The following is a 26057-nucleotide window of genomic DNA, read 5'->3' as shown; positions in this document are numbered from 1 at the left end:
GAACTCGAGAAGAACTCAGTGGGAGAGGACGAGATCGGTGAACTCGCGAACCGACGGCACGACGTGCGTCGGGTCGGCGGCGCGCAGTTGCTTCTCGTCGTGGGCGCCGGTGAGAGCGCCTGCGACGATGCTGGCGCCGGCGCGGCGACCGCTGGTGATGTCGTTGGCGGTATCGCCCAGGACGGCAACGTCTTTGACGTCGTCGACGCCCAGCCGCATGAGTGCGGTGAGGATCAGGTCCGGGAAGGGGCGCCCACGTCCGGCTTCGGCGGGGGAGAGCGTCAGGTCGGCGAGCGTCTGCCAGCCGAGTGCGGCCAGCAGCTTGTCCTGGGTGGTGCGGCTGAACCCGGTGGTGAGCGCCACCTGGATTCCGGCGTTCCGCAGTGCGCTGATCGATTCGGCCGCGCCGGCAATCGCGGTGGCACCGCCCTCGTCGACGAGGTGGTCGTACTCGGCCTCGAACGCGCGGTTGGCGGCCTGGGCGCGATCCTCGTCGCCGAACAGGGCGCGGAACACCACGATCTTGGACTGGCCCATCGTGTCGAGGACGTACTGCCGGGCGGCGTCGGCCTCGGGGCCGGACTCGGCCAGCCCCGCCGCGGCTGCCGCAGCGGCGAACGCCCGGAGTACGAGTCCGTCGTCGGCGACGGTGGTGCCGGCCATGTCGAGCACGGCGAGCTTGATGGTGGTCACAGGTCTCTCCTGAGGGGTCGGGGTCTAGAGGCCCAGCTGGTCGGCGGTCTGTTCGGCGAGGGCGGGTCCGAGCGTCATGCCGCGACCACCCGGCCCGGCCACTACCCACACGCCGTCGGTGGGCTGGGCGCGGTGCACGAGTTGGGCGGGGTCGAGGCACTGGCTGTAGACACCGGCCCACCGCTTGACGACCGGTGGCAGATGGCGGCCGAGGAGTTCCTCGACGACGCTGGTCAGATGGCGGTACGGCGCCTCGTCGACGTCGAAGTCGAACGGCTCGTCGTACTCGTGGGTGTCGCCGATGGTGAGCCCGCCGTGCAGGCGCTGCACGCACAGCAGCTGCATGCGGTGCTCCGCGGCAGTGGGCTCCTGGGGCTGCGCGGCGCGCAGTTCGTCCAGCGCCGAGCCGGTGAAGGCGGGGTAGTAGCGCATGCTGTCGCCGTCGGCGATGGCGGTGGTGAGCGCCTCGCCCAGCGGTGCCGTCTGCATCATCTGCAGACGGACGCGTCGGAGGGGGAGGTCGCCGGCCAGGTCCCGTGCGAGCCCGCCGAGCGTGGCGCCGGGGCACACGATGACGAGGTCGGCGTCGAACGTGCGGTCGTGGTCGTCGCGGATGCGCACACCTGTTGAACTGCTGGTGATCTCGCGCGCCTCGGTTCCGGCGTGGAAGGCGTACCGACCCGATGCCTCGAGATGGCGACGGATGGCGGGCAGCGCGACTCTGGACTCGACCGCGCCGTCGCGGGTGCAGTGGAGGCCGGCGAGGAACTTGCCGCGCAGGGCGGGGTTCACGCCGCGAACGTTGTCGGGGTCGAGCAGCGTGAATCCGCGCACCTCGGCGTCGTCGCGCGCCACAATGTCCTCGGCGACCGCGACCTCTTCCGGGGTGCGCAGCAGCGTGATCGATCCGGCGGCGCGGAAGCCGATCTCGGGGACACGTCGGGCCAGGTCGGCCCAAAGTTCGCGGGACCGCAGCGAGGCGTCGAGCTCGTGCGGGGCACGCCCGGAGACCCACACCAATCCGAAGTTGCGTACGGTGGCACCGCGCGCTTCGAGTTCACGTTCGAGATGGACGACGTCGTGTCCGCGACGGATGGCCTCGTCGGCGTGCGCCGTCCCGAGGATTCCTCCGCCCACAATTGCAATTCGCATGGGACACAGCGTGACCATTGGTCTAGACCAACTGGGGGACGTCCGGGAAACGCCAGATGAACAATTGGTATAGACCGAAAACTGTGTAGTCTGACGGACGTGAACGACGAACACGCTGTGCTCGAAGAGATTGCTGCGCTGCTCAATTCGCTCCGTGGAGTGTTCGACGGCGAGGAAGTCGACGAGCTCGCCCACGCGCTGCAGTCGGCGAGCCACGCGATCGCGGACGGTGCCGACGACGAACTGGTCCTGGCGAGCGCGCTGCACGATCTCGCCCGCAGCCCGCTGGTCGAAGGGGCCGACGGTGAGCCGCACGACGTCGTCGCGCGGGAGTGGCTCACTCCGCGTTTCGGGCAGCGGGTCGGTTGGCTGGCCGGCGCGCACGTCGCGGCCAAGCGCTTTCTCGTGGCCACCGATCCGGCGTACGCCGAGGGGCTTTCGACGGAATCGGTTGCGACACTGCGACACCAGGGAGGAGCCGGGGTCGACGCGGCCTACGTCTCTCACCCGTGGTGGCCGGACGCCGTCCGGCTGCGACGTTACGACGACCGCGCCAAGGTGCCCGGTGCGCCGACCGTGTCCGTCGACGAGGTCCTCGAGGTGGCGCGGCGCGTGGGAGCCGCGCGATGACCGCCGAGAGCCTGCCCAAGCACTACCTCGTGCGGGCCCACGTCGAGGACCTGCTCGCGGACCTGTCCGAGGGGGATCCGGTGCCCGCCGAGCGGGAGCTCGCGGCGCGCTGCGGCGTCTCCCGGGAGACGGTGCGACAGGCGCTGCACGAGCTGCTGGTGGCGGGGCGGGTGGAGCGCCGCGGACGGGGCACCGTGGTCGCCCGCCCGAAGATGGTGCAGCCCCTCTCTCTCGGCTCCTACACCGAGGGGGCGCTCAGCCAAGAGCGGGAACCGGGGCGAATCCTGGTGCGGTGGGAAGAGATCGACGCGCACTCCAAACTCGCGGAGATTCTGCAGATCGGCGTCGGCGACCCGGTGATCCACCTCGAACGCGTGCTGCTGGCGGACGGGGAGCGGATCGGTCTCGAGAGCACCTATCTGCCGCTGTATCGGTTCCCCGATCTGTCCGACACGTTCGATCCCGAGACGTCGCTGTACGCGGCGATCCGGGCACGGGGAATCGAGTTCACCACCGCCACCGAGCGGATCGAGACAGCGCTGCCGACTCCGCGGGAGGCCGGCCTCGTCGAGTCGAGCACCGCGATGCCGATGTTGAAACTGCACCGGGTGTCGCGCGACGCGGACGGAGTACCGATCGAGCGCGTGCGGTCGTTGTACCGCGGCGACCGGATGGCGTTCGTGACGGAATTGCGCTGATCACGAGGGAGATTCGACCACAGCGGCGGCCCATGCGGCCGCGACGTGATCGACGGGGGGAGTGCTCTGTTCGGCGAAGTGCCGGCGGGCCGCCTTCTCGACGAGAAGTGGGATGAATTCGCGAACCCTGCTGTCGACGAAGCGGGCGTGGATGCTGCGGACTACGCGCTCGACCTCGGCAGGAGTGACCGCGGGAGTTCCGACCGCCAGGCGGTCGATGACCCGGTCGATCTGAGCCGCTTCGCCTTCCGCCTCCATTCGACAATCGTCTGTTCAGGGTCGGGCGCGGTCAATCTCGAAACGGCACCGAATCCGAACCGGTTCGTACCGCCCGGTCCGAGGAGCGCCGATACCGACCGGCACGCGGCGGTCCGCCCGCGGATCTGTCCGAATCCCAGATCCCGCAGCGCATCCGGGACGATAATTCAGGCATGGCCTGGACGGAACTGCTGTGGCGCCTGCCCGGACCGGCGACGGCCCGGGGATACCGCCGCGAGTGGCTGCGCACCGACATCGCTGCCGGATTCGTCCTCACCGCGCTCCTCATCCCCGCGGGTATGGGCTACGCGGAAGCGGCGGGTCTGCCGGCGTACGCGGGCCTGTATGCGACCATCGTGCCGCTCCTCACCTACGCGGTCCTGGGGCCGTCGAAGATTCTCGTCCTCGGTCCGGATTCGTCGCTCGCGCCGCTGATTGCCGCGGCGGTGCTGCCGTTGGCCGCCGTCGGCGACCCGGAGAGCGCACTCGCTCTCGCCGGGGTGCTCGCGGTTCTCGTCGGCGCGATCCTCATCGTCGGGGGCTTCCTCAACCTCGGGTTCGTCACCGAACTGCTGTCGAAGCCGATCCGCGTCGGGTATCTCAATGCGATCGCGCTCATCGTCGTGGTCGGTCAGCTTCCGAAGCTGCTCGGCTTTCCCGTCGACGCGTCCGGACTCATCGACGAGATCGCGCAGATCGGGAAGTCGTTGGCTGCCGGTGACGTCGATGCCGTCGCCGCGGCGGTCGGCGTCGGGTCGCTCGCCGTGATCGTCGCGTTCCGGCTGTGGTGGTCGCGGATCCCCGGTGTCCTCGTCGCGGTCGTGGGCTCGATCGTGCTCTGCGCCGCGATCGGGCTCGACGACCGGATCGGGATGGTGGGCGCGTTGCCGAAGGGGCTGCCGTTGCCGTCGTTCGGCGGCGTCGACTGGGGTGACGTGCTGCAGTTGATCGGTCCGGCCGCCGGCATCGCCCTGATCGCCTTCGCGGATACGGGCGTGCTGTCGCGGACGTTCGCCGCACGCCGCGGTGAGGATGTGAACGGCAGTACCGAGATGAAGGCGATCGGTGCGGCGAACGTCGCGAGTGGGCTGTTCGGCGGGTTCCCGATCTCCGCCAGCGGATCACGGACACCGGTGGCCGAACAGAGCGGGGCGCACACCCAGCTGGCGGGGGTGGTCGGGGCGCTGGCGGTGCTGGCGTTCGTCCTGGTCGCGCCCGGGGTCACTGCTTACCTGCCCGACGCCACGCTGGCCGCGGTGGTGATCGTCGCCGCGACGGCGCTGGTCGATGTGAAGGGCATGGCGCGGCTGTGGCAGATGAGCCGGGTGGAGGCCGGTCTCGCCGGCGCCGCCTTCCTCGGGGTCGCGCTCGTCGGCGTCCTGCAGGGCATCCTGGTGGCAATCGGACTGTCGTTCGTCGCGGTCGTCGCCCGCGCCTGGCAGCCGTACCGGACCGAACTGGTGGAGTTGCCGTCGGAGACGGGCTACCACGACATCGCGCGGCACCCCGACGGGCACCGCATCCCCGGACTGGTCTTGATTCGGTTCGACGCACCGCTGTTCTTCGCCAACGGCGGAATCTTCGACGACTATGTGCGTTCCGTCGTTGCGAAGGAACAGGATCCGGTCGAGTGGGTGGTGATCGCCGCCGAACCCATCACCGGCCTCGACACCACTGCCGTCGACGAACTCGTCGACCTCGACCGCTACCTCGAGGGCAAGGACATCCGGCTGGCGTTCGCCGAGATGAAGGGGCCGATCAAGGACCGCCTCGTCCGGTTCGGTCTCGGGGAACGATTCGATCGCACCCACTTCTATCCGACCATCGACGCCGCGGTGGACGCCTTCCTCCGTCGCGCGGAAACCGGTTAGGAGAACGTCGTGGCGGATGCAACTCACGAGCGCTGGTGGGCACGCGCGGCTTTCGTGGCAGGGATCGGTGCCGGGGGTGTTCCGATCGTGTTCGCCGGGCTGCTGAGCACGCTCGCGGTCCTGCTCGTCGCGGTGGGCGGCGTCGTGGTGACGGTGGCCGCGGCGTACTGGTTTCTCAGCAGTCGCGGTGCCTTACGTGCATTCTCGGCCGGGCTGGCGGTGCTGGCACCGATCGTCGTGCTGGTGCTCTTCGTCCGCGCGGGCCTGTTGTGGGTGGTGCTCCTCACCGCCGCGCTGGTGGCCGCCACGGTCTTCTGCGCCCACAGGGCGCTCGCCGACAAGGGTGCGACCGGGTCGGGGCCCGAGACCCCCGCGCCCACACCACTGCGTCCCTTCATCGTGATGAACCCCCACTCGGGTGGCGGCAAGGTCGAGAAGTTCGACCTGCGTCGCAAGGCCGAGGCGCTCGGTGCCGAGGTGTACCTGCTCGAGGGCCCGGAACCGATCGACGTCACCGCGCTGGCTCGTCGGGCGGTGACGCGCGGAGCGGACCTCCTCGGTGTCGCGGGCGGCGACGGCACGCAGGCACTGGTTGCAGCGGTGGCAGCGGAACACGGTGTGCCCTTCCTCGTGATCAGTGCGGGAACGCGCAACCACTTCGCACTCGATCTCGGTTTGGACCGCGACGACCCCGCCGCCTGTCTGGATGCACTGACCGACGGCGTCGAGCTTCGGGTGGACCTCGGGATGATGAACGGTCATCCGTTCGTCAACAACGCCTCGTTCGGTGTGTACGCCGAAGTGGTTCGCAGCCCGGCCTACCGAGACGACAAGACGGGCACCGTTCTGCAGATGCTTCCCGACCTGCTCGGCGCTCACCGGGATTCGGGTCTGACGGCCACGATCGACGGCGTCGCAGTGGAGGGACCGCAGGCGGTGCTGGTGAGCAACGGCCCGTACCGGACGACGGACCTCGCGGGCCTGGGCCGCCGCGAGTGCCTGGACGCCGGTGTCCTCGGCGTGGTGACGGTGTGCGTCAACAGCGCCCGGCAGGCCGTCGGTCTGCTGCAGGGCGGACACGCGCGGGGGCTGACGGTCACCCACGCGACCGAGGTCGTCGTCCACTCCGACCAGGACGAGATCCCCGTCGGGGTCGACGGTGAATCCCTCACGTTCCGCACCCCGGTCCGGTGCACCATCGCGCCTCGGGCGTTGCGGGTGCAGGTGCCGAGGGTGCGGCCGGGCATGCGGCCGGTGAGGCCGACGATCGACCTGAGTCGGCTGTATCGGCTGACCGGGATGCCCGTGCCATTCACCCTGGCGTAGCGGCGACTATCTCCCCACCATCTCGATCGCGAGCCGAATGTAGAGGTTGACTTCCTCGACGAGGTACACCACCGACAGCTCCGCGGTCTCGCGGTGGTCGCTGCGCGTCGTCAATGTGATGCGGGGCGGCTCGGCTGCCCTGTGCAGCGTCAACTCGGCGTTCCTGGCGCCGCTCATGCGGGCGAAGGTGCGCGCCCACTCGGGATGGATGTCACCGTCGAGTTCGACCTCGAGGTGGACGAAGCCGTCCGAGACGGTCGACACGACGTTGCTGACCTTGACCGGAGCCCACCGATGTTCGGCGGCCTGCGACTGCTGGCCCATTTTCACCCTCACTTCTGATCAGGTTGACCGCTCACCATACCGACTTTCCGGATAAGTGCATCCGGACTGGTCGCAGGCTGTTTCGAGACGGGGCACGGCGTCGCTGCGGGGCGGGAGGGAGGCGAACTCCGGGACGCGGTTTACGCTGGACCCATGTCTGTTCGCACTGCGCTCGTTCCCGGAACCGTCTCGCCCGTCCTCGATGTCCCCAAGAACATCGAGCGGCCCGAGTACGTGTGGAAGGCGACGGCCCGCGAGGGCAAGGAGCCGTGGGTGCAGACACCCGAGACCATCGAGAAGATGCGGGTGGCGAGCAAGATCGCTGCTCAGGCGCTCCAGGAGGCCGGTAAAGCCGTGGCGCCGGGCGTCACCACCGACGAACTGGACCGCATCGCGCACGAGTACATGTGCGACCACGGCGCCTACCCGTCCACGCTGGGCTACCGGGGCTTTCCGAAGTCGTGCTGCACGTCGCTCAACGAGGTGATCTGCCACGGCATCCCCGACTCGACGGTCATCCAGGACGGCGACATCGTCAACATCGACGTCACCGCCTACATCGACGGCGTGCACGGCGACACCAACGCGACGTTCCTCGCCGGCGACGTCTCGGAGGAGAACCGCCTGCTGGTCGAGCGCACCCATGAGGCGACGATGCGCGCCATCAAGGCCGTCAAGCCGGGCCGCGAGCTCAACGTGATCGGCCGCGTCATCGAGTCGTACGCCAACCGCTTCGGGTACGGCGTGGTCCGCGACTTCACCGGCCACGGCATCGGCGAAACCTTCCACAACGGCCTGGTGATCCTGCATTACGACCAGCCGAACGTCGACACGATCATCGAGCCCGGCATGGTGTTCACGATCGAGCCGATGATCAACCTGGGCACCGTCGACTACGACATCTGGGAGGACGGCTGGACCGTCGTCACCAAGGACCGCAAGTGGACCGCCCAGTTCGAGCACACCATCGTCGTCACCGACGAGGGCAACGAGATCCTCACCCTGCCGTGACGACGGCGCTCAGTGGCGCACTCCTGGTTGCCGGCACGACGTCCGACGCCGGCAAGAGCGTCCTCGTCGCCGGGCTCTGCCGGATGCTGGCGCGACGCGGGGTGCGGGTGGCGCCGTTCAAGGCGCAGAACATGTCGAACAACTCCGTCGTCACGCTCGACGGCGGGGAGATCGGCCGCGCGCAGGCGCTGCAGGCGCGAGCCTGCGGCCTCGAACCCAGCGTCCGGTTCAATCCGGTGCTGCTCAAGCCGGGCGGTGACCGGACGTCGCAGCTGGTGGTCCGCGGCAAGGCGGTCACCACCGTCGGTGCGCGCGACTACATCGAGCACCGGGAGTGGCTGCGCGACATCGTCGCCGACGAGCTCGCGTCGCTGCGAGACGAGTTCGACGTCGTGATCTGCGAGGGCGCCGGCTCGCCCGCCGAGATCAACCTGCGGGCCACGGACCTGGCGAACATGGGGCTGGCGCAGGCCGCGCAGCTGCCGGTGATCGTGGTCGGCGACATCGACCGCGGGGGAGTGCTGGCGCACCTGTTCGGCACCGTCGCGGTGCTCTCACCCGAGGACCAGGCGCTGATCGCCGGATTCGTGATCAACAAGTTCCGCGGCGACGTGAGCCTGCTCGCGCCCGGCCTCGAGCAGCTGCGCGCGCTCACCGGGCGGCCCACGCTCGGCGTGATCCCGTTCGCCGAGGAGCTCTGGCTCGACGCCGAGGACTCGCTCGGCGTGGTCGGCGACGCCCCCGTCGGACGGCCCGCGCCGCCGACCGGCGGCGAGTGGCTCCGTGTCGCGGCGATCCGGCTGCCCCGCATCTCGAACTCCACCGACGTCGAGGCACTCGCCTGCGAGCCGGGCGTCTCGGTGCACTGGGTGAGCGAGCCGTCGCGGCTGGCCGACGCCGACCTCGTCGTGCTGCCCGGCAGCAAGTCCACCGTCACCGATCTGGAGTGGTTGCGGCGCAGCGGAATCGGCGACGCGTTGATCCGTCGCGCGCGGGCCGGTGGTGCCATTCTCGGCATCTGCGGCGGCTACCAGATGCTGGGCACGGTGATCGACGACGACGTCGAATCCGGCGCCGGTTCGGTGGACGGGCTCGGGCTGCTGGACCTCGAGATTGCGTTCGCGCCCGACAAGGTGCTCGCGCAGGTTCAGGGCGATGCGGACGGAATCCCCCTGCGCGGCTACGAGATCCATCACGGCCGGGTGCGCCGCAACGGTGACGCCCCGCTGCTGACGGCGGCCGACGGGGCGAAGGAAGGTAGCGTGCGCGGCAGCGTCCGCGGCACCCACTGGCACGGGATCCTCGAGAACGACGAGTACCGGCGCCGATTTCTCGCCGAGGTGGCGGAAACAGCAGGACGGGCGGGCTTCGTCGCGGCGCCGGACACCGACGTCGCGCAGGTCCGGGAGGCGCAGCTGGATCTGCTCGCGGACCTCGTCGAACAGCATCTCGATGTCGACGCCGTCCTCGCGACGGTCGACGGCGGGGCCGCGATGCGGTTGCCGACGATCGTCTCGCGCGTCACCTGACCGGAACACCCCGCACCGAGCGCCCGCCCCGCCTAGGCTTCGTAGCCGACGACTGCCGCCCACCGGAGGAGACGACGTGCGTACTGCTTTGGGGAGATCTACGACGATCCGATTGATCGGCGGAGCAGCGGTGGCTGCGCTGGTGCTCTCCGGGTGCTCGTCGAACGAGTCGGACAGCGACACCGGGTCGTCGAGCGTCGCGGCGTCGACCACCACGACCAGTGCTGCCTCGTCGACGGTGGCGCTGCAGAAGATCGACCTCGCGACGCTCGACGGCATCGTCAAGGGTGTCGCGGAGAACCTGCAGATCCCGGGCGCCGTAGCGATCCTCAAGACCCCCGACGGCGACCTGACGGTCAAGTACGGGACGGGCACTCGGGACCGCAGCGACGCCGTCGATCCGGCCGAGCACGTCCGGATCGGTTCCAACACCAAGACCATGACCGGCACCGTGATCCTGCAGTTGGTGCAGGAGGGCAAGATCAAGCTCGACGATCCGGTGTCGAAGTTCCGCCCGGACGTTCCCAACGGCGACAACATCACCATCGAGCAGCTTCTCGACATGCGCAGCGGCCTGTTCAACTACACCGAGACCGCCGAACTGAACGAGACGCTCGACAACGATCCGCAGAAGCAGTGGAAGCCCGAGGACCTGCTGGCGCTCGGCTTCGCGAATCCCCCGTACTTCCCGCCGGGGCAGGGCTATCACTACTCGAACACCAACATCGTGTTGCTGGGACTCATCGCGGAGAGCCTCGACGGGAAGCCGTTGCCGCAGATCTTCCAGTCGCGGCTCTTCGGTCCGCTCGGGCTGACGGGGACGTCGTTCCCGGACACCGCCGACAACACGATTCCGGCGCCCTACTCGCACGGCTACGTCTTCGGGACCAACATGGACACGCTGACCGATCCGGCGCTGCCCGAACAGATGCAGACCGCCGCCGAGGACGGCACACTGCAGCCCAACGACGTCACCAACGTGAACCCCTCGTGGGCGTGGGCGGCCGGCGCGGGCATCTCCACCGCGAACGATCTCGTCACCTGGGTGCAGGCGCTGGTCGGCGGCAAGTTGCTCGGCGCCGACCTGCAGGCTCAGCGCCTCGCAAGCGTGCAGCCGACGAGTCCGGACAGTGGTTCGGCCGAATACGGTTGGGGCATAGCGAAGATGGGGCCGATGTTCGGTCACACCGGGGAGCTGCCGGGATTCAACTCGTTCATGGGGCACGATCCCGTCAACAAGGTGACACTGGTGGTGTGGGCCAACCTCGCGCCGGCCGCGAACGGACAGGACCCGGCGACCACCATGGCCAAGGAGATCATCGGCAAGGTCTATCCCGCCTAGGTGTCCGATTCCGTGACGTGGATCGCGTACCGTTTTCGTTCATGGAGTCGACGAACGTTGCCGTGGGAAGTGGGACCGTGACGGTCCGAATCGGGGGACCGGAAAGCCGGCATACGGTGCTTCTACTGCCCGACGCGGGTGCCCCTGCCGATGTCTTCGACGCCGTCTGCGCTCGCCTGCACGATTCGGACCTGCGGACCGTGGTGCCCGAGACCGTCGACGGGCTCGACGAGCCGTCGGTGATCGCGATGCTCGACGAACTCAAGCTGCCGTGGGTGAACCTCGTGGGCGCCGGCGCGGGGGCGGAAATCGCCTGGCAGCTCGCCGCCAAGACGTTCGGCCGGTTCGCGAGTCTCATCGTCGCCGACCGCGGGCACCCGGCCGTGCCCGGCGTGGACGGGGCCGTGCTCGACGCCGCATGCCCCGCCGTCGAGTTGCCCACCACCGTCGTCGTCGGCACCTCCCTCGGACGTCCGAGCGCCGACGCCAGCGGACGGTACGCGTACTCGGAGTTCCGGATCGTCCAACTCGACGGCGTCGACGACATTCCCACGAAGGCTCCCGCCGAACTGGCGACGGAGATCGTGCTGCGCACCGGCTCCTGGTAGCGGTGATTACGGCCCCGGTGCGGGCGGTCCCTAGACTCTCCCGGTGCACGACACCATCTCCACTCCGGCCGACGCGTCATCCGTCCGGGCCGCGCTGCGTTCCCCTCGACGACTGACCACGGAGACGCTCGCCGGCCTCGTGACCGCGCTCGCGCTCATTCCCGAGGTGATCTCGTTCGCCGTCATCGCGGGTGTCGACCCCAGAGTGGCGCTGTACACCTCGTGCATCATGGCGATGACGATCGCGTTCGTCGGCGGGCGGCCGGCGATGGTGTCGGCCGCGGCCGGGGCGACCGCGCTGGTGGTGGCGCCGTTGGTCGCGTCGCACGGTATCGACTACCTGATCGCCGCGGTGTGGCTGGCCGGTGTGCTGCAGATCCTGTTCGCGGTTGCGGGTCTGGCGCGTCTGGTGCGTTTCATTCCGCGCTCGGTGATGATCGGGTTCGTCAACGCCCTCGCGATCCTCATCTTCAGTGCCCAGCTGCGGCACCTGTTCGACGTCCCGTGGCTGGTGTATCCGCTCGTGGCGGCCGGACTCGCGATGATCGTGCTGCTGCCTCGGCTGACGAAAGTTGTTCCGGCGCCGCTGATCGCGATCGTGGTCCTGACCGGTGCGGTCGCGTTGTTCCGGCTCGACGTGCCCGACGTCGCCGACCAGGGCGAGCTACCGTCCGGCCTGCCCACGTGGATGATCCCGGACGTGCCGCTCACGTGGGACACGCTGACGATCATCGCGCCGTTCGCTCTGGGCCTGGCGCTGGTCGGTCTACTCGAATCGCTGCTCACCGCCAAACTGGTCGACGACATCACCGACACCCCGTCCGACAAGACTCGCGAGGCATGGGGCCAGGGTGTCGCCAATGCCGCGGGCGCGCTGTTCGGCGGGATGGGTGGCTGCGCCATGATCGGTCAGACCATGATCAACGTGAAGGAAGGCCGGGCCCGCACCCGGATCTCCACCTTCCTCGCCGGCGCCTTCCTGCTCGTGCTGTGCGTGACTGCCGGCGGCGTCGTCGGGGCGATCCCGATGGCGGCGCTGGTCGCGGTGATGCTGGTGATCGCGGTGACGACGTTCGACTGGCGCAGCGTCGCGCCGCGGACCCTGCGCCTGATGCCGCGCAGCGAGACCCTGGTCATGCTCGTCACTGTCGTCGGCACGCTCGCGACCCACAACCTCGCCGTCGGCGTCGTCCTCGGCGTGTTGACCGCGATGGTCGCGTTCGCGCGCCGTGTCGCTCATCTGACGCGGGTCGACGTCGTGGACCGGGACGGGGAGCGGACCTACCGCGTCTCGGGCGAGCTGTTCTGGGCGTCGAGCAACGATCTGGTGCACCGATTCGACTACGCGGGAGACCCGGACTCGGTGGTGATCGATCTGGCGGGCGCCGACGTGTGGGACGCCTCCACCGTCGCGACCCTCGACACGGTGCAGGCCAAGTACACGGCCCGGGGCAAGAGTGTGCGCATCGTGGGCCTCGACGGGGCGAGCCTGCGCCGTCTCGAGCAGCTTTCCGGCCGCCTCGGCTGAGGGACGGAACGACCGCTCGTCTCACGGATGTCGCCGTTCGTCGTCGTGCGTATACGTTCGATTTGAAGTCCGCCCGTGGGTGGGGCTAGCCTCAAGCACCGGCATGTCGGCTTCGACGTGCCGACCACGATCTCGTCCGGGAAGGACTCCGATGCGCGGCCCTGCAGCAACTGTCGCCTCCACGCGAATGCGTGGCGGGTGTTGTTGCATGCGTCAGCGCTGAGACGAGACAACTTGCGCGACGGCACATTTCGTACCGTCCCGCCTTCCCGCGCACTGTCCTCCCACCGGGCACCCACTCGTCGCAGCGCCACCTTCGAATCAGGTGCCCGTGGGGAAAGGACCAGTTCCATGCCCGCACAGTGGCTCCCGATCATCGATCTGGAGAACCTCGACATCGACGCCCTGCGCAAGGTCACACACGAGATCGGCTTCTTCTATCTGACCGGACACGGCATCGATCAGCAGCTCACCGACGACCTGATCGCCGCGGCCCGCGAGTTCTTCGCCCTGCCCGAGGCCGACAAGCTCGAGATCGAGAACAGCAAATCGCCGCACTTCCGCGGCTACACCCGCGTCGGCGGAGAGCGCACCCAGGGCTACATCGACTGGCGCGAGCAGCTCGACATCGGACCCGAACGCGACGCCGTCGACCCGATCGACCCGACCCGCCCGTGGGAGGTGCTGCACGGCCCCAACCTGTGGCCCACCGCCGTCCCGCGCCTGCGTGAGCTCGCGCTCGCGTGGTCGAGCCAGGCGCAGGACGCCGGCCTGCGTCTGATCCGCGGCTGGGCGCAGTCGCTCGGCGCTCCGGCCGACTTCTTCGACATCGCCTTCGCCGATGCGGATCCGCTCCTGAAGATCGCGCGTTACCCGGGACACGACGGGTCGGTCACCGGCCAGGGGGTGGGGAGCCACAAGGACGTCGGCGCGCTGACCCTGCTGTACCCGGAGCCCGACAGCACCGGTTTCCAGGTGGAAACAGAGAGTGGCTGGTTGGACGTCGAGCCGATCCCCGGGCATCTGCTCGTCAACATCGGAGAGCTGCTCGAGGTCGCCACCGGCGGCTACCTCAAGGCCACCGTGCACCGGGTGCTGCCCCCGCCGGCCGGTAGGGACCGGGTGTCGCTGCCCTTCTTCCTCAACCCGGGCTACGACCATGCGCTGCCCACCGTCGCGCTCGCCCCCGAGCTCGCGGCCGAGGCGTCGGGCGTCGGCCCGGACCAGCACGGCGGCACCCTGCACGCCCGTTACGGCCTCAACGCCCTCAAGTCGCGTCTGCGCGCGCACCCCAACGTCACCGAGCGGTACCACCGCGACCTACTCGACCTGCCGGCCCTGCACGGCTGACCGTCTCCTCGATCTCGAAAGGTAGTTCTCAATGTTCTTGCGCCGTACCGCTGTCCTCTCCGCAGCCGCCCTCCTCACGGCGGGCCTGGCGGCCTGCTCGTCGGGCGGTGACAGCGAGACGCTGGTGATCTCCGCCTCCAGCACTCCGCACGTGGAGATCCTCGAGCACATCGCCGACTCCGGAGTTCTCGGTGACGTCAAACTCGACATCAAGCCGGTCACCGGCGAGATCGACCCCAACGAGCTGCTCGTCGCCGGCGACGTGCAGGCCAACTACTTCCAGCACGCCCCCTACCTGGCCGACTGGCAGAAGCAGAAGGGTGTGACCGACCTCGTCTCCGTCGCCGACGTGCACCTCGAGCCGATGGGCCTGTACTCGGAGAAGATCACCGCCGTCGACCAGCTCGCCGACGGCTCCACCATCGCGCTGCCGAAGGACACCACCAACTTCGCGCGCGGCCTCTACCTGCTCGAGTCGGCCGGCCTCATCCAGATGGACAAGCCGTTCGCCGAGGCCGACCTGTCCGTCGTCACGCAGGCGAACATCAAGGCCAACCCGAAGAACCTGAAGTTCGTCGAGATCGAGCGCTCGCAGCTCGCCCGCAACCTCGGTGACCCGCAGATCACCGCGGCCGTCATCAACTCCAACTACGCGATCGAGGCCGGCCTGACCCCGGCGGACGACGCGCTGTTGTCGGAGAAGGTCGAGAACAACCCGTTCGCGAACCTGCTCGTCGTCCGTGCCGCCGACCAGGACGACGCCGGTGTGAAGGCGCTCGCCGAGGCCCTCGAGTCGCCCGAGACCGCAACCTGGATCCAGGAGAACTACTCCGGTTCCGTCGTTCCCGTCCACGCGGCGAGCTGATGATCACGGTCGAGAACCTGGTCAAGACCTTCCCCGCCGCCGGTGGCGCGGGGGAGGTCACCGCCCTGCGCGGTGTCGATCTCGAGATCGCCGAGGGCGAGATCTTCGGCATCGTCGGGCCGTCCGGCGCGGGCAAGTCCACGCTGCTGCGGTGCCTGAACCTTCTGGAGCAGCCCACCAGCGGACGGATCGTGCTCCGCGGTGACGACCTGTCGCAGCTCTCCGGCGGCGGTCTGCGTCAGGCACGCCGCCGTATCGGCACCGTGTTCCAGCAGTTCAACCTGCTGCACTCGCGGACCGTGCGGGCCAACGTCGAGTTCCCGCTCGAGCTGTCGGGGATGGACCGCAAGACGCGTCGTGCGCGCGCCGACGAGCTGATCGAACTCGTCGGGCTCGGCGGCAAGGAGAAGGCCTACCCGTCGCAGCTGTCCGGCGGGCAGCAGCAGCGCGTCGGCATCGCCCGTGCGCTGGCGTCGAACCCGGACGTCCTGCTGTGCGACGAGGCGACCAGCGCTCTCGACCCCGACACCACCGACCAGGTTCTCGACCTGCTGGTCGAACTCAACCGCTCGATCGGTGTCACCGTCGTGCTCATCACCCACGAACTCGGTGTGCTGCGCCGCATCTGCACGTCCGCGGCCCGGCTGGATGACGGCCGGATCGCCGAGACCGGACGGATCCTCGACCTCGTCGGCACCCCCGGTTCGGCCCTGGGTGCGGCGATCGTCCCGGTCGGTGACGACCCGTCCGCGGGAGACGACGCGGACAGCGCGCTCGTCACCACGATCGGTGACGAGGCGCACGGGCCGTGGCTCGCCCAACTGGTCCGCAAGCTCGACGTCGACATCTCGGTCGTCGGCGGCCGGGTGGAGCAGGTCGCGGGTGTCACCGTCGGACGTCTGCGCCTGAAGTTCGGATCAGACGCGCCGCGTGGGGACATCGAGGCCTTCGTCGAGGCGCAGCCCGGCACCACGCTCTCCTGGGGTCCCGAGTCCCGCATCGAAGGACGAATCGCATGAACAAGTTGTCCTGGTACGACTCGCTGCCCGAGGTATGGGAGGCCACGCAGGAGACCCTGTACATGGTGGGTATCTCGTTCGTGCTCACCCTGATCGGTGGCGTCCTGCTCGGCGTCGTGCTGCACGTGACGTCCCCGAGCGGGCTGTGGCCGCAGCGGGCTGTGAACGCAGTGCTCGGCGGGATCGTCAATGTCTTCCGGTCGTTGCCGTTCCTGATCCTGATGATCGCGCTGATCGGGGTGACCCGGCTGATCGTCGGTACCGCGATCGGCCCGACCGCGGCCATCGTGCCGCTGACGATCGGCGCGATCCCGTTCTACGCCCGCGTCGTCGAGTCCGCACTGCGTGAAGTCCCCGTCGGCCGGGTCGAGGCCGCGCAGGCGATGGGCGCGAGCAACGGGCAGATCGTGCGGAAAGTGCTCCTGCCGGAGTCGGTTTCGGCCCTGATCGCGGGCGCGACGCTCACGGTCGTGCTGCTGGTCGGCTATTCCGCGATGGCCGGCGTCATCGGCGGCGGCGGACTGGGCGACTTCGCGATCGTGTACGGATACCAGCGATTCAACACGCCTGTCCTGCTGGTCGCCGTCGTCGTACTCATCGTGCTGGTGCAGGTCATGCAGTCCATCGGCGACGGAATCGTCCGGGCGCTGCGGCACCGCAAGTAGCCGCTCGATCCTTCAGCATCGGCTGTTCGGTGTGTCGGGATCGGTCGGTGGCGGCACCCTCGTAGCGTCGACGCCGTCGACGCCGTCGATGGGGGAGTGGGCATGCTGAATGCGGTTCGGGCGGGGTGGATCCTGCTCGCGTGGGTCTGCGCCGGGCTGGCGGTCCAGGCCGCGACCGATCCGATGATGGCGATCACCGCTTGCGAGCTCGGTTATCCGGACGACGGGATCATGCCGGGCGCCGAATGCGAGCGGTCGATCGCCGGCACGTACGGGCCGTCGATCGTCGTGGCGCTCGGAGTCCCGGCGCTGTTGTGCCTGCTCCCCGCGGCGGTCTTCCGGCGCTGGGTCGGAGGGCTGGTCGCCGCGGTTCTGGTCGTCGGTTCGTTCGGTGCGTACTTCCAGTCGGCGCCGACCTTCGTATTCCTCTACTTCGTTCCGGCCGCCGTGCTCGCGCTACTCCTCGCGGGGTGGCACGCCTGGCTGCCCGATCGGCGGACTCGGGTCGGCTCAGATGTCCAGCCCGAGTAGCGCGTTCTCGACCACCTCGGGCAGCGCCGGGTGGATCCAGTACTGGCCGGTGGCCATGTCCTGCGCCGACAGCCCGAAGCTCATCGCCTGGATCAGCGGCTGGATCACCGTGGGGGCCTGCGCGCCGATGACGTGTGCGCCGAGGAGGCGTCCGGTGCCGCGCTCGGCGATCACCTTGCAGAAGCCCTCGTCGTCCTCCATGGCCCAGCCGTACGCGACGTCGCAGTAGTTCTGCATCTTGACGGTGATGTCGAGGCCGGCTTCGCGGGCCTGCTCCTCGGTCATCCCGACGTTCGCGATCTGCGGGTCGGTGAACACCGCCGCGGGCACGAACCGGTGGTCGGTGCGGCGCAGGTGCGCCGTGGACTTCCAGGCGTCGTGCAGCAGGTTGTGCTGGACCACCCGCATCTCGTGGTTGGCGACGTGCTTGAGCTGGTACGGCGACGACACGTCGCCGAGCGCGAACACGCCCTCGGCGGTGGTGCGCTGGTACTCGTCGACGATGACCCGGCCCGACTCGTCGACGGCGATGCCGCCCAGCGCGGCGTCCAACCGGTCGCCGTTGGGGATGCGGCCCACCGCGACGAGCAGTTCGTCGCCGGAGACGATCGTGCCGTCCGACAGTTCGATCTCAATCCCGTTGCCCGCCGCCCGCGCCGCGACCATCGGGTTCGCCAGGTGCACGTCCCACTTGCGCTGCGCCAGTTCGGTGAACCAGACGGAGACGTCCTTGTCGAGATGACGCAGCAGTCGCTCGCTGCGGCCGATGATCGACACCTGCACGCCCAGTGCGGAGAAGACGTGCGCGAATTCTGCTGCGATGAAACCGGATCCGAGGATCACCAGGCGCTCGGGCAGCTCCGGCAGGCGCATGATGTCGTCGTTGGTGTGGTAGCGGACGCCGCCTTCGAGGATCTCGTTCGGGATCGACGGCCGGGACCCGGCGGCGATCACGACCTGGTCGGCGGTGATGACCTCGCCGGTTCCGGTGTCGATGGTGCGCGGCCCGACGAACCGGGCATGGCCGCGGAACACCGTGACGTTGTCGCAGTCCTCGGTGCGATACCGCTCGCCGCCGGCGGAAATCGGATCGATCCGGCCGAACACCCGCTTGACGATGTCGGGCCAGCGCACGTCGTCGAGCGTCGCGTCGATGCCGAGCTTGGACGACTCGGTGATCGTCCGCGCCACCTCCGCGGCGTAGACGTACATCTTGGTGGGGATGCACCCGACGTTGAGGCACGTGCCGCCGAAGGTGCTCTCTTCGAGGATCGCGACCTTCTTGCCGTCGTAGCGTTCGTCGAGGATCGAGTTGCCCGATCCGGTGCCGATGATCGCGATGTCGAAGTGGGTCACGCAGGTGCTCCAGTCTCTCGGGTGGCGTCGAGGTGGTGTGCGTCGAGCCAGGCCAGCCACAGGTCGACTTCGTGGAATGCGTCCGCCAACGGCTTCTCGGTGGACAGGAAGACGTCGTGACGGGCGCCGTCGATCGGAACGATCGTAGTGCGGTCGCCGAGGCAGCCCGCCCACTTGGCGATCTGCTCGACGTCGAGGACGGCGTCGGCCGCGTCGACGGTGGGGTTGTAGCGCGACGCGAAGACCGTGCGCTTCGACCGCAGGATCAGCGACGGCACGCCGATGTCGAGCCCGTGGTGCAGTTGCGCGTGCCCACGCCGGATCGCACGGAGCCAGCCGAACCGGACCGGGAAACCGGTGAGCGGCTTCCAGTCCAGGTTGTACTCCCACGCCCCGTTCGAGCCGACGTGCAGGCTCGAACCGTAGGTGTCGAGCTTCTGGCCGGGCAGCGGGGTCTTGCTCGACACCCGGCCCAGCGCGTCGATCGCCGCGGCAGTCCCGGCCGTGCGCAGCAGGGCCGGCCCCTGCAGGTCGAACCACGGGCTGTTGAGGATGAGACCCGCCACACCCGCGCCCGCCGATCCGCCGGGCCGGCGCTCGAGCCGGTCGAGCCACAGCGGCAGGATCAGACCGCCCGTCGAGTGCGCGACGAGGAGTACCTGTCCGCCGCCGATCTGTTCCCGGACCAGGCGCAGTGCCTCGTCGAGTTCCGCGTCGTAGAACTTCAGGTCCGTCACGAAGTGCGGGGTCTGACCCGGACGCCGGGAGCGGCCGCATTTGCGCAGGTCGAGGGCGAAGAAGGAGTAGCCCTGCTCGGCGAAATGCTCGGCGACGTGCTGCTGGAAGAAGTAGTCGGTGAACCCGTGGACGTACAGCACCGCACGGTTCCCCGTCAGGTCCCCGGGCTGGTAGCGGACCAGCGTGGCCTCGACGTCGCCCTCCCCGTCCGGATCGGGACCCAGAGGGATCGTCAGCTGCTGGTAGCCGTCGCCGAGGACGTCGGGAGCCCAAGTAGTCACGATCACACTCTATTGGGCGAACGAAGTCGTTTGCGAGGGGCACAATTGGGGAAGGTGACGCACAGGTAACCTAAGCGCCACAGGCGCGCGAAAAGCGGTCTGTCCACGCGATGTCTCCGAGCGGGCGATGCGTGCGAACCAGGTCGCGTGTGAACAGACAAGGAAGTCGATTCTCCAGTGTCAGAGCAGAACGTAGTGGCGAAGACCGATGTAGTGCTCGTGGGTGCGGGCATCATGAGCGCAACGCTCGGCGCGATCCTGCGTCAGCTGCAGCCTGACTGGTCGATCACCACCTTCGAGCGACTCGACGCCGCCGCGGCCGAGAGCAGCGACCCGTGGAACAACGCGGGCACCGGCCACTCGGCTCTCTGCGAGCTCAACTACACCCCGGCCAAGGGCGACGGCGTCGACATCAGCAAGGCCGTCAACGTCAACGAGCAGTTCCAGGTCTCCCGGCAGTTCTGGGCGTACGCGGTCGACAACGGGATCCTCACCGATCCCAAGGAGTTCATCAACCCGATCCCGCACGTGAGCTTCGTGCACGGCGCGGACAACGTGAAGTACCTGCGTGCGCGCTACGACGCGCTCGCCGGCCACCCGCTGTTCGCCGGTATGGAGTACTCGGAGTCGGAGGAGTTCTTCGCCGAGCGTCTGCCGCTGATGGCCAAGGGGCGTGACTACTCCGACCCGGTGGCTCTGAACTGGACCGAGTCCGGCACGGACGTCGACTTCGGTGCGCTCACCCGGCAGCTCCTGGGTTACGTCGGCGCCTCCGGCGGCCAGGTGTTCTTCGGGCACGAGGTCCGCAACCTCACCAAGCAGTCCGACGGCAGCTGGCTCGTCAAGGTCGAGAACCTGCGCACCGGGGCCAAGAAGACCGTCAACGCCAAGTTCGTGTTCGTCGGCGCCGGCGGCGGCGCGCTGCACCTGCTGCAGAAGTCGGGGATCCAGGAAGCCAAGGGCTTCGGCGGCTTCCCCGTGAGCGGCCAGTTCCTGCGCTGCACCAATCCGGAGCTCATCGCCCAGCACCGCGCCAAGGTGTACGGCAAGGCAGCCGTCGGTGCGCCCCCGATGTCGGTGCCGCACCTCGACACCCGCGTCATCAACGGGCGGCAGGGCCTGCTGTTCGGCCCCTACGCCGGTTGGTCGCCCAAGTTCCTGAAGAACGGCAAGGTCACCGACCTGCCCGGTTCGGTCAAGCCGAACAACCTGACGTCCATGCTCGGCGTCGGTCTGACGGAGCTGGGTCTGACCAAGTACCTCATCGGTGAGCTCATGCAGTCGCCCGCCGACCGCATCAACACGCTGCGCGAGTTCGTGCCGCGCGCGACCGGCGGCGACTGGGAGCTCATCACGGCCGGCCAGCGCGTACAGGTGATCCGCAAGAAGGGCAAGGGCGGTGTGCTCGAGTTCGGCACCGCCGTCGTCAACGCCGAGGACGGCACGATCGCCGGCCTGCTCGGCGCGTCCCCGGGCGCGTCCACCGCGGTGCCCGCGATGCTCGACGTCCTGCAGCGCTGCTTCCCGCGGGAGTTCCAGGCGTGGACGCCGAAGCTGCAGCAGATGGTCCCGTCGCTGGGCCTCAAGCTCTCGGACAACCCGGACCTGTTCCAGCAGGTGTGGGACTGGAGCACCCGCTCGCTCGAACTCGGCGACGTCCCCGCATCGGCGCCCGCGCACGCCGCTCCGGTGGTCGAATCCGCCACCGTCTGACACCTCTCACCCGCCGCGGCCCGGAGTTCCGACTCCGGGCCGCGGCGGTGTGCTGTCGGGCCGCCGTCCTCGGCACGGTAGGGTGCAGCAGCAGAGAAACGTCTGCGGGGAAGTCCTGTGAGAATCAGGCGCGGTCCCGCCACTGTGAGGGCGCACGAGATGCACCCGAAGCCAGAATGCCGCAACGTTTCGCAAGGCCAAGCTCTCGGCGAGGAAACCGGGAAGTGAAGGGATTCGATCGTTGCGCCACAGTCACCAACCTGCCGGGTTTCCGTTCAGCGCCATCGTCGGGCAGGACCGGCTGCGGCTGGCGCTGATCCTGTGCGCCGTCCACCCGGGCATCGGCGGCGTGCTGGTGCGGGGCGAGAAGGGCACCGCCAAATCCACCGTCGTACGTGCACTGACCGCCTTGCTGCCCGAGGTGGGCGAGGGGCGCCGGGCCCGGCTCGTGGAACTGCCGGTCGGCGCGACCGAGGACCGTGTCGTCGGCTCGATCGACCTCGAGAAGGTACTCCGGGACGGCGAACGTGCGTTCCAGCCCGGGCTGCTCGCCGACGCCCATCAGGGCGTGCTCTACGTCGACGAGGTCAACCTTCTCCACGATCACCTGGTGGACGTGCTGCTCGACGCCGCGGCCATGGGTCGTGTCCACGTCGAACGCGACGGCGTCTCGCACTCCCACCCGGCCGAGTTCGTCCTGGTCGGGACCATGAATCCCGAGGAGGGTGAGCTGCGCCCGCAGCTGCTGGACCGGTTCGGTCTCGCCGTCGACGTCGCCGCCTCACGGGACGTGGAGGTGCGCATGCAGGTGGTCCGCCGCCGTCTCGACTACGAGCGCGACCCCGTCGGCTTCGCCGCCCGGTATGCCGAGCAGGACGCCGACCTGGCCCGGCGGATCGCCGACGCCCGTGCCGTGGTCGACGCTGTCGAGCTATCCGACGCCGAACTGCGTCGCATCGCGTCGGTGTGTGCGTCGTTCGACGTCGAGGGCATGCGCGCCGACCTGGTGCTCGCGCGCACCGCAACCGCGCACGCCGCGTGGCGCGGGGCCGACGCCGTCACCGAGGAGGACGTGCGGATCGCCGCCGAACTGACTCTGCCGCACCGCCGTCGGCGCGACCCGTTCGACGAGCCGGGTCTGGACCCGCAGCAGCTCGACGACGCGATGGAGCAGGCCGACGCCGACGCGCGTGCGCAGGAAGAGCCCGAACCCGATCCCGACGGGCCCGGTGGCGGCGCATCGCCGTCGGAGCCGGAAGCGTCCACGCATGACTCGAAATCTCGAGCAGGCGAACAGGGATCGCCGGAATCCGGAAGCGGCGCAGGGTCGGAACGCAAGGCCGGCGCGCCCGGCCCGCAGTTCCGGGCGCGACTGCTCGAGATTCCGGGGGTGGGCGACGGGGCTCCGGGCCGGCGGTCCCGCTCGCGTTCGACCCGTGGCCGCGCCGTGCGGACGACCACCGAACCGGGAACGGGCGTGCACCTCGTGGGCACCCTGTTCGCCGCGGCCGAACACCAGACCGTGCGAGGGCGCACCGCTGGCGCGATGCGGCTGGCCCCCAGCGATATTCGCGGCGCCGTCCGGGAAGGCCGCGAGGGCAACCTGGTGCTGTTCGTGGTCGACGCGTCCGGTTCCATGGCGGCCCGGGATCGGCTGTCCGCCGTCACCGGTGCCGTCGTGTCGCTGCTGCGCGACGCCTATCAGCGTCGGGACAAGGTCGCGGTGATCACCGTCCGCGGCACGGATGCCGAGCTGGTGCTGCCGCCGACGTCGTCGGTGGACGTCGCCGTCCGACGCCTGCGCGCGATGAGAACCGGCGGTCGCACGCCGCTCGCGGCGGGTTTCCTGAAAGCGCGTCAGGTCGTCCTGCGCGAGCAGGTCCGCGATCCGCGTCGCCGCGCTCTGGTCGTCGCCCTCACGGACGGCCGCGCGACCGGGGCGAAGGACGCCGTCGCGCGGGCCCGGCGGGCCGCCGGAATGCTGGCCGACACCAACGTCGCATCGATCGTCGTCGACTGTGAGACCGGCATGGTCCGCCTCGGCTTGGCGGCCGACCTCGCGCGCGATCTGCGGGGCGGTTACGTCCGCCTCGCGGAACTGTCCGCGCAGCAGGTCGCGGGCGTCGTCCGCGCTGCCGCCTGATCTTCGTCGACCGAACAGGCAAGCCCGAGAAAGGGATTCGAGAATGCCTCAGGGAGTACCCGAAAACGTGCCCGCGGACGGACTCACCACGCGCCAGCGCCGCAACCAGCCGGTGCTGGCCGTCCACACCGGCCCCGGCAAGGGGAAGTCGACGGCCGCGTTCGGGATGGCGCTGCGTGCCTGGAACCAGGGCTTCGACGTCGGCGTCTTCCAGTTCGTCAAGAGCGCGAAATGGAAGGTGGGCGAGGAAGCCGCGTTCCGCGCGCTCGGCGAGCTGCACACCACCAGCGGCGCGGGCGGGGCCGTGGAGTGGCACAAGATGGGTGAGGGCTGGTCGTGGACACGCAAGCACGGCACCGAGGAGGACCACGCCGCCGCCGCGCTCGAGGGCTGGCGTGAGATCGCTCGCCGCCTCGAGGCGCAGACGCATCGCTTCTACGTGCTCGACGAGTTCACCTACCCGCTCAAATGGGGCTGGGTTGATACCGAGGAAGTCGTCGACGCACTGCGGAACCGCCCCGGCAACCAGCATGTGGTCGTCACCGGCCGGGACGCGCCGCAGGCGCTGATGGACGCGGCCGACCTCGTGACCGAGATGACGAAGATCAAGCACCCGATGGACGCGGGCCGCAAGGGCCAGCGCGGCATCGAATGGTGAACGCCCCCAGCACCCCGGCCGTCGTGATCGCGGCGCCGGCGTCGGGCAGCGGCAAGACGACCGTCGCGACCGGCCTGGTCGGCGCGTTGCGCGCCACCGGCGATCGGGTTGCGCCGTTCAAGGTCGGGCCGGACTACATCGATCCCGGCTACCACGCATTGGCAGCCGGTCTGCCCGGCCGCAATCTCGACAGCGTGCTGGTGGGCGCCGACCGGATCGGCCCGCTGTTCCGGCACGGCAGCGACGACTGCGATATCGCGGTCGTCGAGGGCGTCATGGGGTTGTTCGACGGCAAGATCGACCCGAGTTCGTCGGTGCCGTCGGCTGAGGGGTCGACCGCGCAGGTCGCCGCCGCCCTCGGTGCGCCCGTCGTGCTGGTGATCGACGCGCGCGGTCACAGCCAGAGCCTCGCCGCTGTCCTGCACGGCTTCTCGACCTACGATTCCGCCGTGCGGATCGGCGGCGTGATCCTCAACCGGGTCGGCAGCGCCCGGCACGAGCAGGTGCTGCGGCAGGCCTGCGAGCGGGTGGGCCTGCCGGTTCTGGGGGCCGTGCCGCGCCTGGCCGAACTCGAGGTCCCGTCCCGACACCTGGGACTGGTGCCGGCTGTCGAACACGGCCGGGCCGCGCTCGACGCCGTCGCCGCCATGACCGAACTCGCCGCCGCGCACCTGGACCTGGATGCGATCCGGGGGCTCGCGCATTCGTCCGTCGGCGACGTCGCGTGGGATCCGGCAGCCGAAATCGGACCGGTCCCGAGCGGTCCGCGTCCGGTGATCGCGCTCGCCGGCGGTGTCGCGTTCACGTTCGGGTACGCCGAGCACCGCGAACTGCTCGACGCCGCGGGCGCCGACGTCGTGGTGTTCGACCCGCTGCACGACGAACTGCCCGCCGGCACTGCGGGACTGGTGCTCCCCGGCGGCTTCCCCGAGGAGCACGCGGTGGCGCTGTCGGCGAACAGGGTTCTGCTGCAGCAGGTTCGGCAGCTCGCCGCCGACGGAGCTCCCATCCACGCCGAATGCGCGGGCCTGCTGTACCTGACCCGGAGCCTCGACGGGCACGCTATGGCCGGTGTGATCGACGTCGACGCCCGCTTCGGAAAGCGCCTGACCCTCGGCTACCGGGAGGCTGTGGCCGTGACGGATTCCGTGCTCTTCGGTGCCGGAACCCGCGTCACCGGACACGAGTTCCATCGCACCGCACTCGACGCCGGTGTAGCTGACGGCTTCGGCCCGGCCTGGGGGTGGCGGGCCTGGGACGCCGGGGCCACCCGGGAGGGCTTCACGGCCAGGTCGGTGCACGCGTCGTATCTGCACACGCATCCCGCCGGGAACCCGGACGCGATCCGCCGCTTCGTCGAGGCCGCCCGTGGGTGACCTGTGTGTGGGCGTCGGCGCCGGCAGCCGCGTGGGCGCCGCGGACATCGTGGCCGCCGTCGTCGAGGTCTGTGGCGGCGAGTCGGTGCGTGTACTCGCCACTCTGGACCGCAAGACGGAACTTCCGCCGTTCCGCGATGCCGCCGAGGTACTCGGAACCGCACTGGTCGGCTTCCCGGCCGAAGAACTCGCGGCAGTGGCCGTGCCGAACCCCGCGGTGACTGTCGACGACGCGGTGGGGACGCCGAGCGTCGCCGAAGCCGCCGCGCTCCTCGCGTCGGACGGCGGCCCGCTGATTGTGACGAAGCACGTGACGAATGGCGTGACCCTCGCGGTCGCCCGTAGTGTTTCGTGATCTGTCGAGATGACAACCGAACGATTTCTGGAGAACG

Annotated in this window: 25 protein-coding genes and 1 riboswitch; of the genes, 19 read left to right on the top strand and 6 right to left on the bottom strand. The window is 69.3% G+C overall.

The window, feature by feature from the left end; translation table 11 throughout:
- Positions 1 to 15 precede the first annotated feature (15 nt).
- Positions 16 to 693, bottom strand: a complete 678-nt coding sequence (locus tag PSS76_RS22280; RefSeq protein WP_005513872.1) for a phosphonatase-like hydrolase — start codon at positions 691 to 693, stop codon at positions 16 to 18.
- A gap of 24 nt (positions 694 to 717) precedes the next feature.
- Entirely contained in the window at positions 718 to 1845 is a 1128-nt protein-coding gene (locus PSS76_RS22275; RefSeq protein ID WP_064057714.1) for a TIGR03364 family FAD-dependent oxidoreductase, read from the bottom strand.
- Positions 1846 to 1944: 99 nt separating this feature from the next.
- Here PSS76_RS22275 and PSS76_RS22270 point away from each other — a divergent pair, with 99 nt between their 5' ends.
- On the top strand, positions 1945 to 2475 hold the full coding sequence (locus tag PSS76_RS22270) for a hypothetical protein (RefSeq protein ID WP_005513870.1): 531 nt from the start codon (positions 1945 to 1947) through the stop codon (positions 2473 to 2475).
- The gene (locus PSS76_RS22265; protein ID WP_084870637.1) at positions 2472 to 3173 is read left to right on the top strand and encodes a GntR family transcriptional regulator; all 702 of its coding nucleotides are present in this window, start codon (positions 2472 to 2474) and stop codon (positions 3171 to 3173) included. Before PSS76_RS22270 ends, PSS76_RS22265 begins: the two co-directional genes overlap by 4 nt.
- Here PSS76_RS22265 and PSS76_RS22260 read toward each other — a convergent pair whose 3' ends face one another.
- Positions 3174 to 3431, bottom strand: a complete 258-nt coding sequence (locus PSS76_RS22260; RefSeq protein ID WP_064076754.1) for a three-helix bundle dimerization domain-containing protein — start codon at positions 3429 to 3431, stop codon at positions 3174 to 3176.
- Positions 3432 to 3604: 173 nt separating this feature from the next.
- Between PSS76_RS22260 and PSS76_RS22255 the strand changes: the two genes are divergently transcribed.
- Positions 3605 to 5302 carry a SulP family inorganic anion transporter gene (locus tag PSS76_RS22255; protein WP_084870636.1) on the top strand — a complete coding sequence of 566 codons (1698 nt, stop codon included), beginning with the start codon at positions 3605 to 3607 and terminating at the stop codon, positions 5300 to 5302.
- 9 nt (positions 5303 to 5311) lie between these two features.
- Positions 5312 to 6628, top strand: a complete 1317-nt coding sequence (locus PSS76_RS22250) for a diacylglycerol/lipid kinase family protein (RefSeq protein ID WP_337456628.1) — start codon at positions 5312 to 5314, stop codon at positions 6626 to 6628.
- 6 nt (positions 6629 to 6634) lie between these two features.
- Here the strand turns inward: PSS76_RS22250 and PSS76_RS22245 are convergent, their stop codons facing one another.
- Positions 6635 to 6964: a hypothetical protein gene (locus PSS76_RS22245; protein WP_337456627.1), complete on the bottom strand. Its 330-nt coding sequence runs from the start codon at positions 6962 to 6964 to the stop codon at positions 6635 to 6637.
- 141 nt (positions 6965 to 7105) lie between these two features.
- Between PSS76_RS22245 and map the strand changes: the two genes are divergently transcribed.
- From map to PSS76_RS22195, 10 genes are all read left to right on the top strand, one after another.
- Complete coding sequence (gene map / locus PSS76_RS22240) at positions 7106 to 7963, top strand: type I methionyl aminopeptidase (protein WP_013415706.1); 858 nt, start codon at positions 7106 to 7108, stop codon at positions 7961 to 7963.
- Entirely contained in the window at positions 7960 to 9492 is a 1533-nt protein-coding gene (locus tag PSS76_RS22235) for a cobyric acid synthase (protein WP_084968728.1), read from the top strand. Before map ends, PSS76_RS22235 begins: the two co-directional genes overlap by 4 nt.
- A gap of 76 nt (positions 9493 to 9568) precedes the next feature.
- Complete coding sequence (locus PSS76_RS22230) at positions 9569 to 10834, top strand: serine hydrolase domain-containing protein (protein ID WP_080559254.1); 1266 nt, start codon at positions 9569 to 9571, stop codon at positions 10832 to 10834.
- A 41-nt stretch (positions 10835 to 10875) separates the two neighbouring features.
- Positions 10876 to 11442 carry an alpha/beta fold hydrolase gene (locus tag PSS76_RS22225; protein ID WP_013415709.1) on the top strand — a complete coding sequence of 189 codons (567 nt, stop codon included), beginning with the start codon at positions 10876 to 10878 and terminating at the stop codon, positions 11440 to 11442.
- Between the two features lie 43 nt (positions 11443 to 11485).
- Positions 11486 to 12970, top strand: coding sequence for a SulP family inorganic anion transporter (locus PSS76_RS22220; protein WP_064078179.1), 1485 nt, complete (start codon positions 11486 to 11488; stop codon positions 12968 to 12970).
- 351 nt (positions 12971 to 13321) lie between these two features.
- Positions 13322 to 14320, top strand: coding sequence for an isopenicillin N synthase family dioxygenase (locus tag PSS76_RS22215; RefSeq protein WP_084968730.1), 999 nt, complete (start codon positions 13322 to 13324; stop codon positions 14318 to 14320).
- A 31-nt stretch (positions 14321 to 14351) separates the two neighbouring features.
- Positions 14352 to 15185, top strand: coding sequence for a MetQ/NlpA family ABC transporter substrate-binding protein (locus PSS76_RS22210; protein ID WP_013415712.1), 834 nt, complete (start codon positions 14352 to 14354; stop codon positions 15183 to 15185).
- Positions 15185 to 16204, top strand: a complete 1020-nt coding sequence (locus tag PSS76_RS22205) for a methionine ABC transporter ATP-binding protein (RefSeq protein WP_084848549.1) — start codon at positions 15185 to 15187, stop codon at positions 16202 to 16204. The genes PSS76_RS22210 and PSS76_RS22205 overlap by 1 nt, the downstream gene beginning before the upstream one ends.
- Complete coding sequence (locus tag PSS76_RS22200; RefSeq protein ID WP_005513851.1) at positions 16201 to 16869, top strand: methionine ABC transporter permease; 669 nt, start codon at positions 16201 to 16203, stop codon at positions 16867 to 16869. Before PSS76_RS22205 ends, PSS76_RS22200 begins: the two co-directional genes overlap by 4 nt.
- Positions 16870 to 16971: 102 nt before the next feature.
- Complete coding sequence (locus PSS76_RS22195; RefSeq protein ID WP_084968731.1) at positions 16972 to 17400, top strand: hypothetical protein; 429 nt, start codon at positions 16972 to 16974, stop codon at positions 17398 to 17400.
- On the opposite strand, the gene mtr is transcribed toward PSS76_RS22195, so the two are convergent.
- Together mtr and PSS76_RS22185 are read right to left on the bottom strand one after the other, a co-directional pair.
- Positions 17380 to 18756 carry a mycothione reductase gene (gene mtr, locus PSS76_RS22190; RefSeq protein ID WP_084968732.1) on the bottom strand — a complete coding sequence of 459 codons (1377 nt, stop codon included), beginning with the start codon at positions 18754 to 18756 and terminating at the stop codon, positions 17380 to 17382. The genes PSS76_RS22195 and mtr overlap by 21 nt on opposite strands.
- Complete coding sequence (locus tag PSS76_RS22185) at positions 18753 to 19775, bottom strand: alpha/beta hydrolase (protein ID WP_175282003.1); 1023 nt, start codon at positions 19773 to 19775, stop codon at positions 18753 to 18755. Before PSS76_RS22185 ends, mtr begins: the two co-directional genes overlap by 4 nt.
- A gap of 177 nt (positions 19776 to 19952) precedes the next feature.
- Between PSS76_RS22185 and mqo the strand changes: the two genes are divergently transcribed.
- The 5 genes from mqo (at position 19953) to PSS76_RS22160 (ending at position 26020) form a co-directional block, all read left to right on the top strand.
- Positions 19953 to 21488 (top strand): malate dehydrogenase (quinone), encoded by a 1536-nt coding sequence (mqo, locus tag PSS76_RS22180; protein ID WP_175271421.1) that lies wholly within the window; start codon positions 19953 to 19955, stop codon positions 21486 to 21488.
- Between the two features lie 96 nt (positions 21489 to 21584).
- Positions 21585 to 21678, top strand: a riboswitch (adenosylcobalamin-variant (AdoCbl-variant) riboswitch).
- A gap of 51 nt (positions 21679 to 21729) precedes the next feature.
- Positions 21730 to 23631, top strand: coding sequence for a magnesium chelatase subunit D family protein (locus PSS76_RS22175; RefSeq protein ID WP_064057700.1), 1902 nt, complete (start codon positions 21730 to 21732; stop codon positions 23629 to 23631).
- A 43-nt stretch (positions 23632 to 23674) separates the two neighbouring features.
- The gene (gene cobO, locus PSS76_RS22170; protein ID WP_005513845.1) at positions 23675 to 24289 is read left to right on the top strand and encodes a cob(I)yrinic acid a,c-diamide adenosyltransferase; all 615 of its coding nucleotides are present in this window, start codon (positions 23675 to 23677) and stop codon (positions 24287 to 24289) included.
- Positions 24283 to 25665: a cobyrinic acid a,c-diamide synthase CobB gene (locus PSS76_RS22165; protein ID WP_084968734.1), complete on the top strand. Its 1383-nt coding sequence runs from the start codon at positions 24283 to 24285 to the stop codon at positions 25663 to 25665. The genes cobO and PSS76_RS22165 overlap by 7 nt, the downstream gene beginning before the upstream one ends.
- Positions 25658 to 26020, top strand: a complete 363-nt coding sequence (locus tag PSS76_RS22160; protein ID WP_069854971.1) for a cobalamin biosynthesis protein — start codon at positions 25658 to 25660, stop codon at positions 26018 to 26020. Before PSS76_RS22165 ends, PSS76_RS22160 begins: the two co-directional genes overlap by 8 nt.
- Positions 26021 to 26057: the final 37 nt, after the last annotated feature.

Origin of the sequence: Prescottella sp. D32, assembly GCF_037287305.1 — a bacterium.
GTDB lineage: Bacteria > Actinomycetota > Actinomycetes > Mycobacteriales > Mycobacteriaceae > Prescottella > Prescottella equi.
Note: the sequence above shows the minus strand (reverse complement) of the source record. Positions and strands in the feature narration are given on the sequence as shown.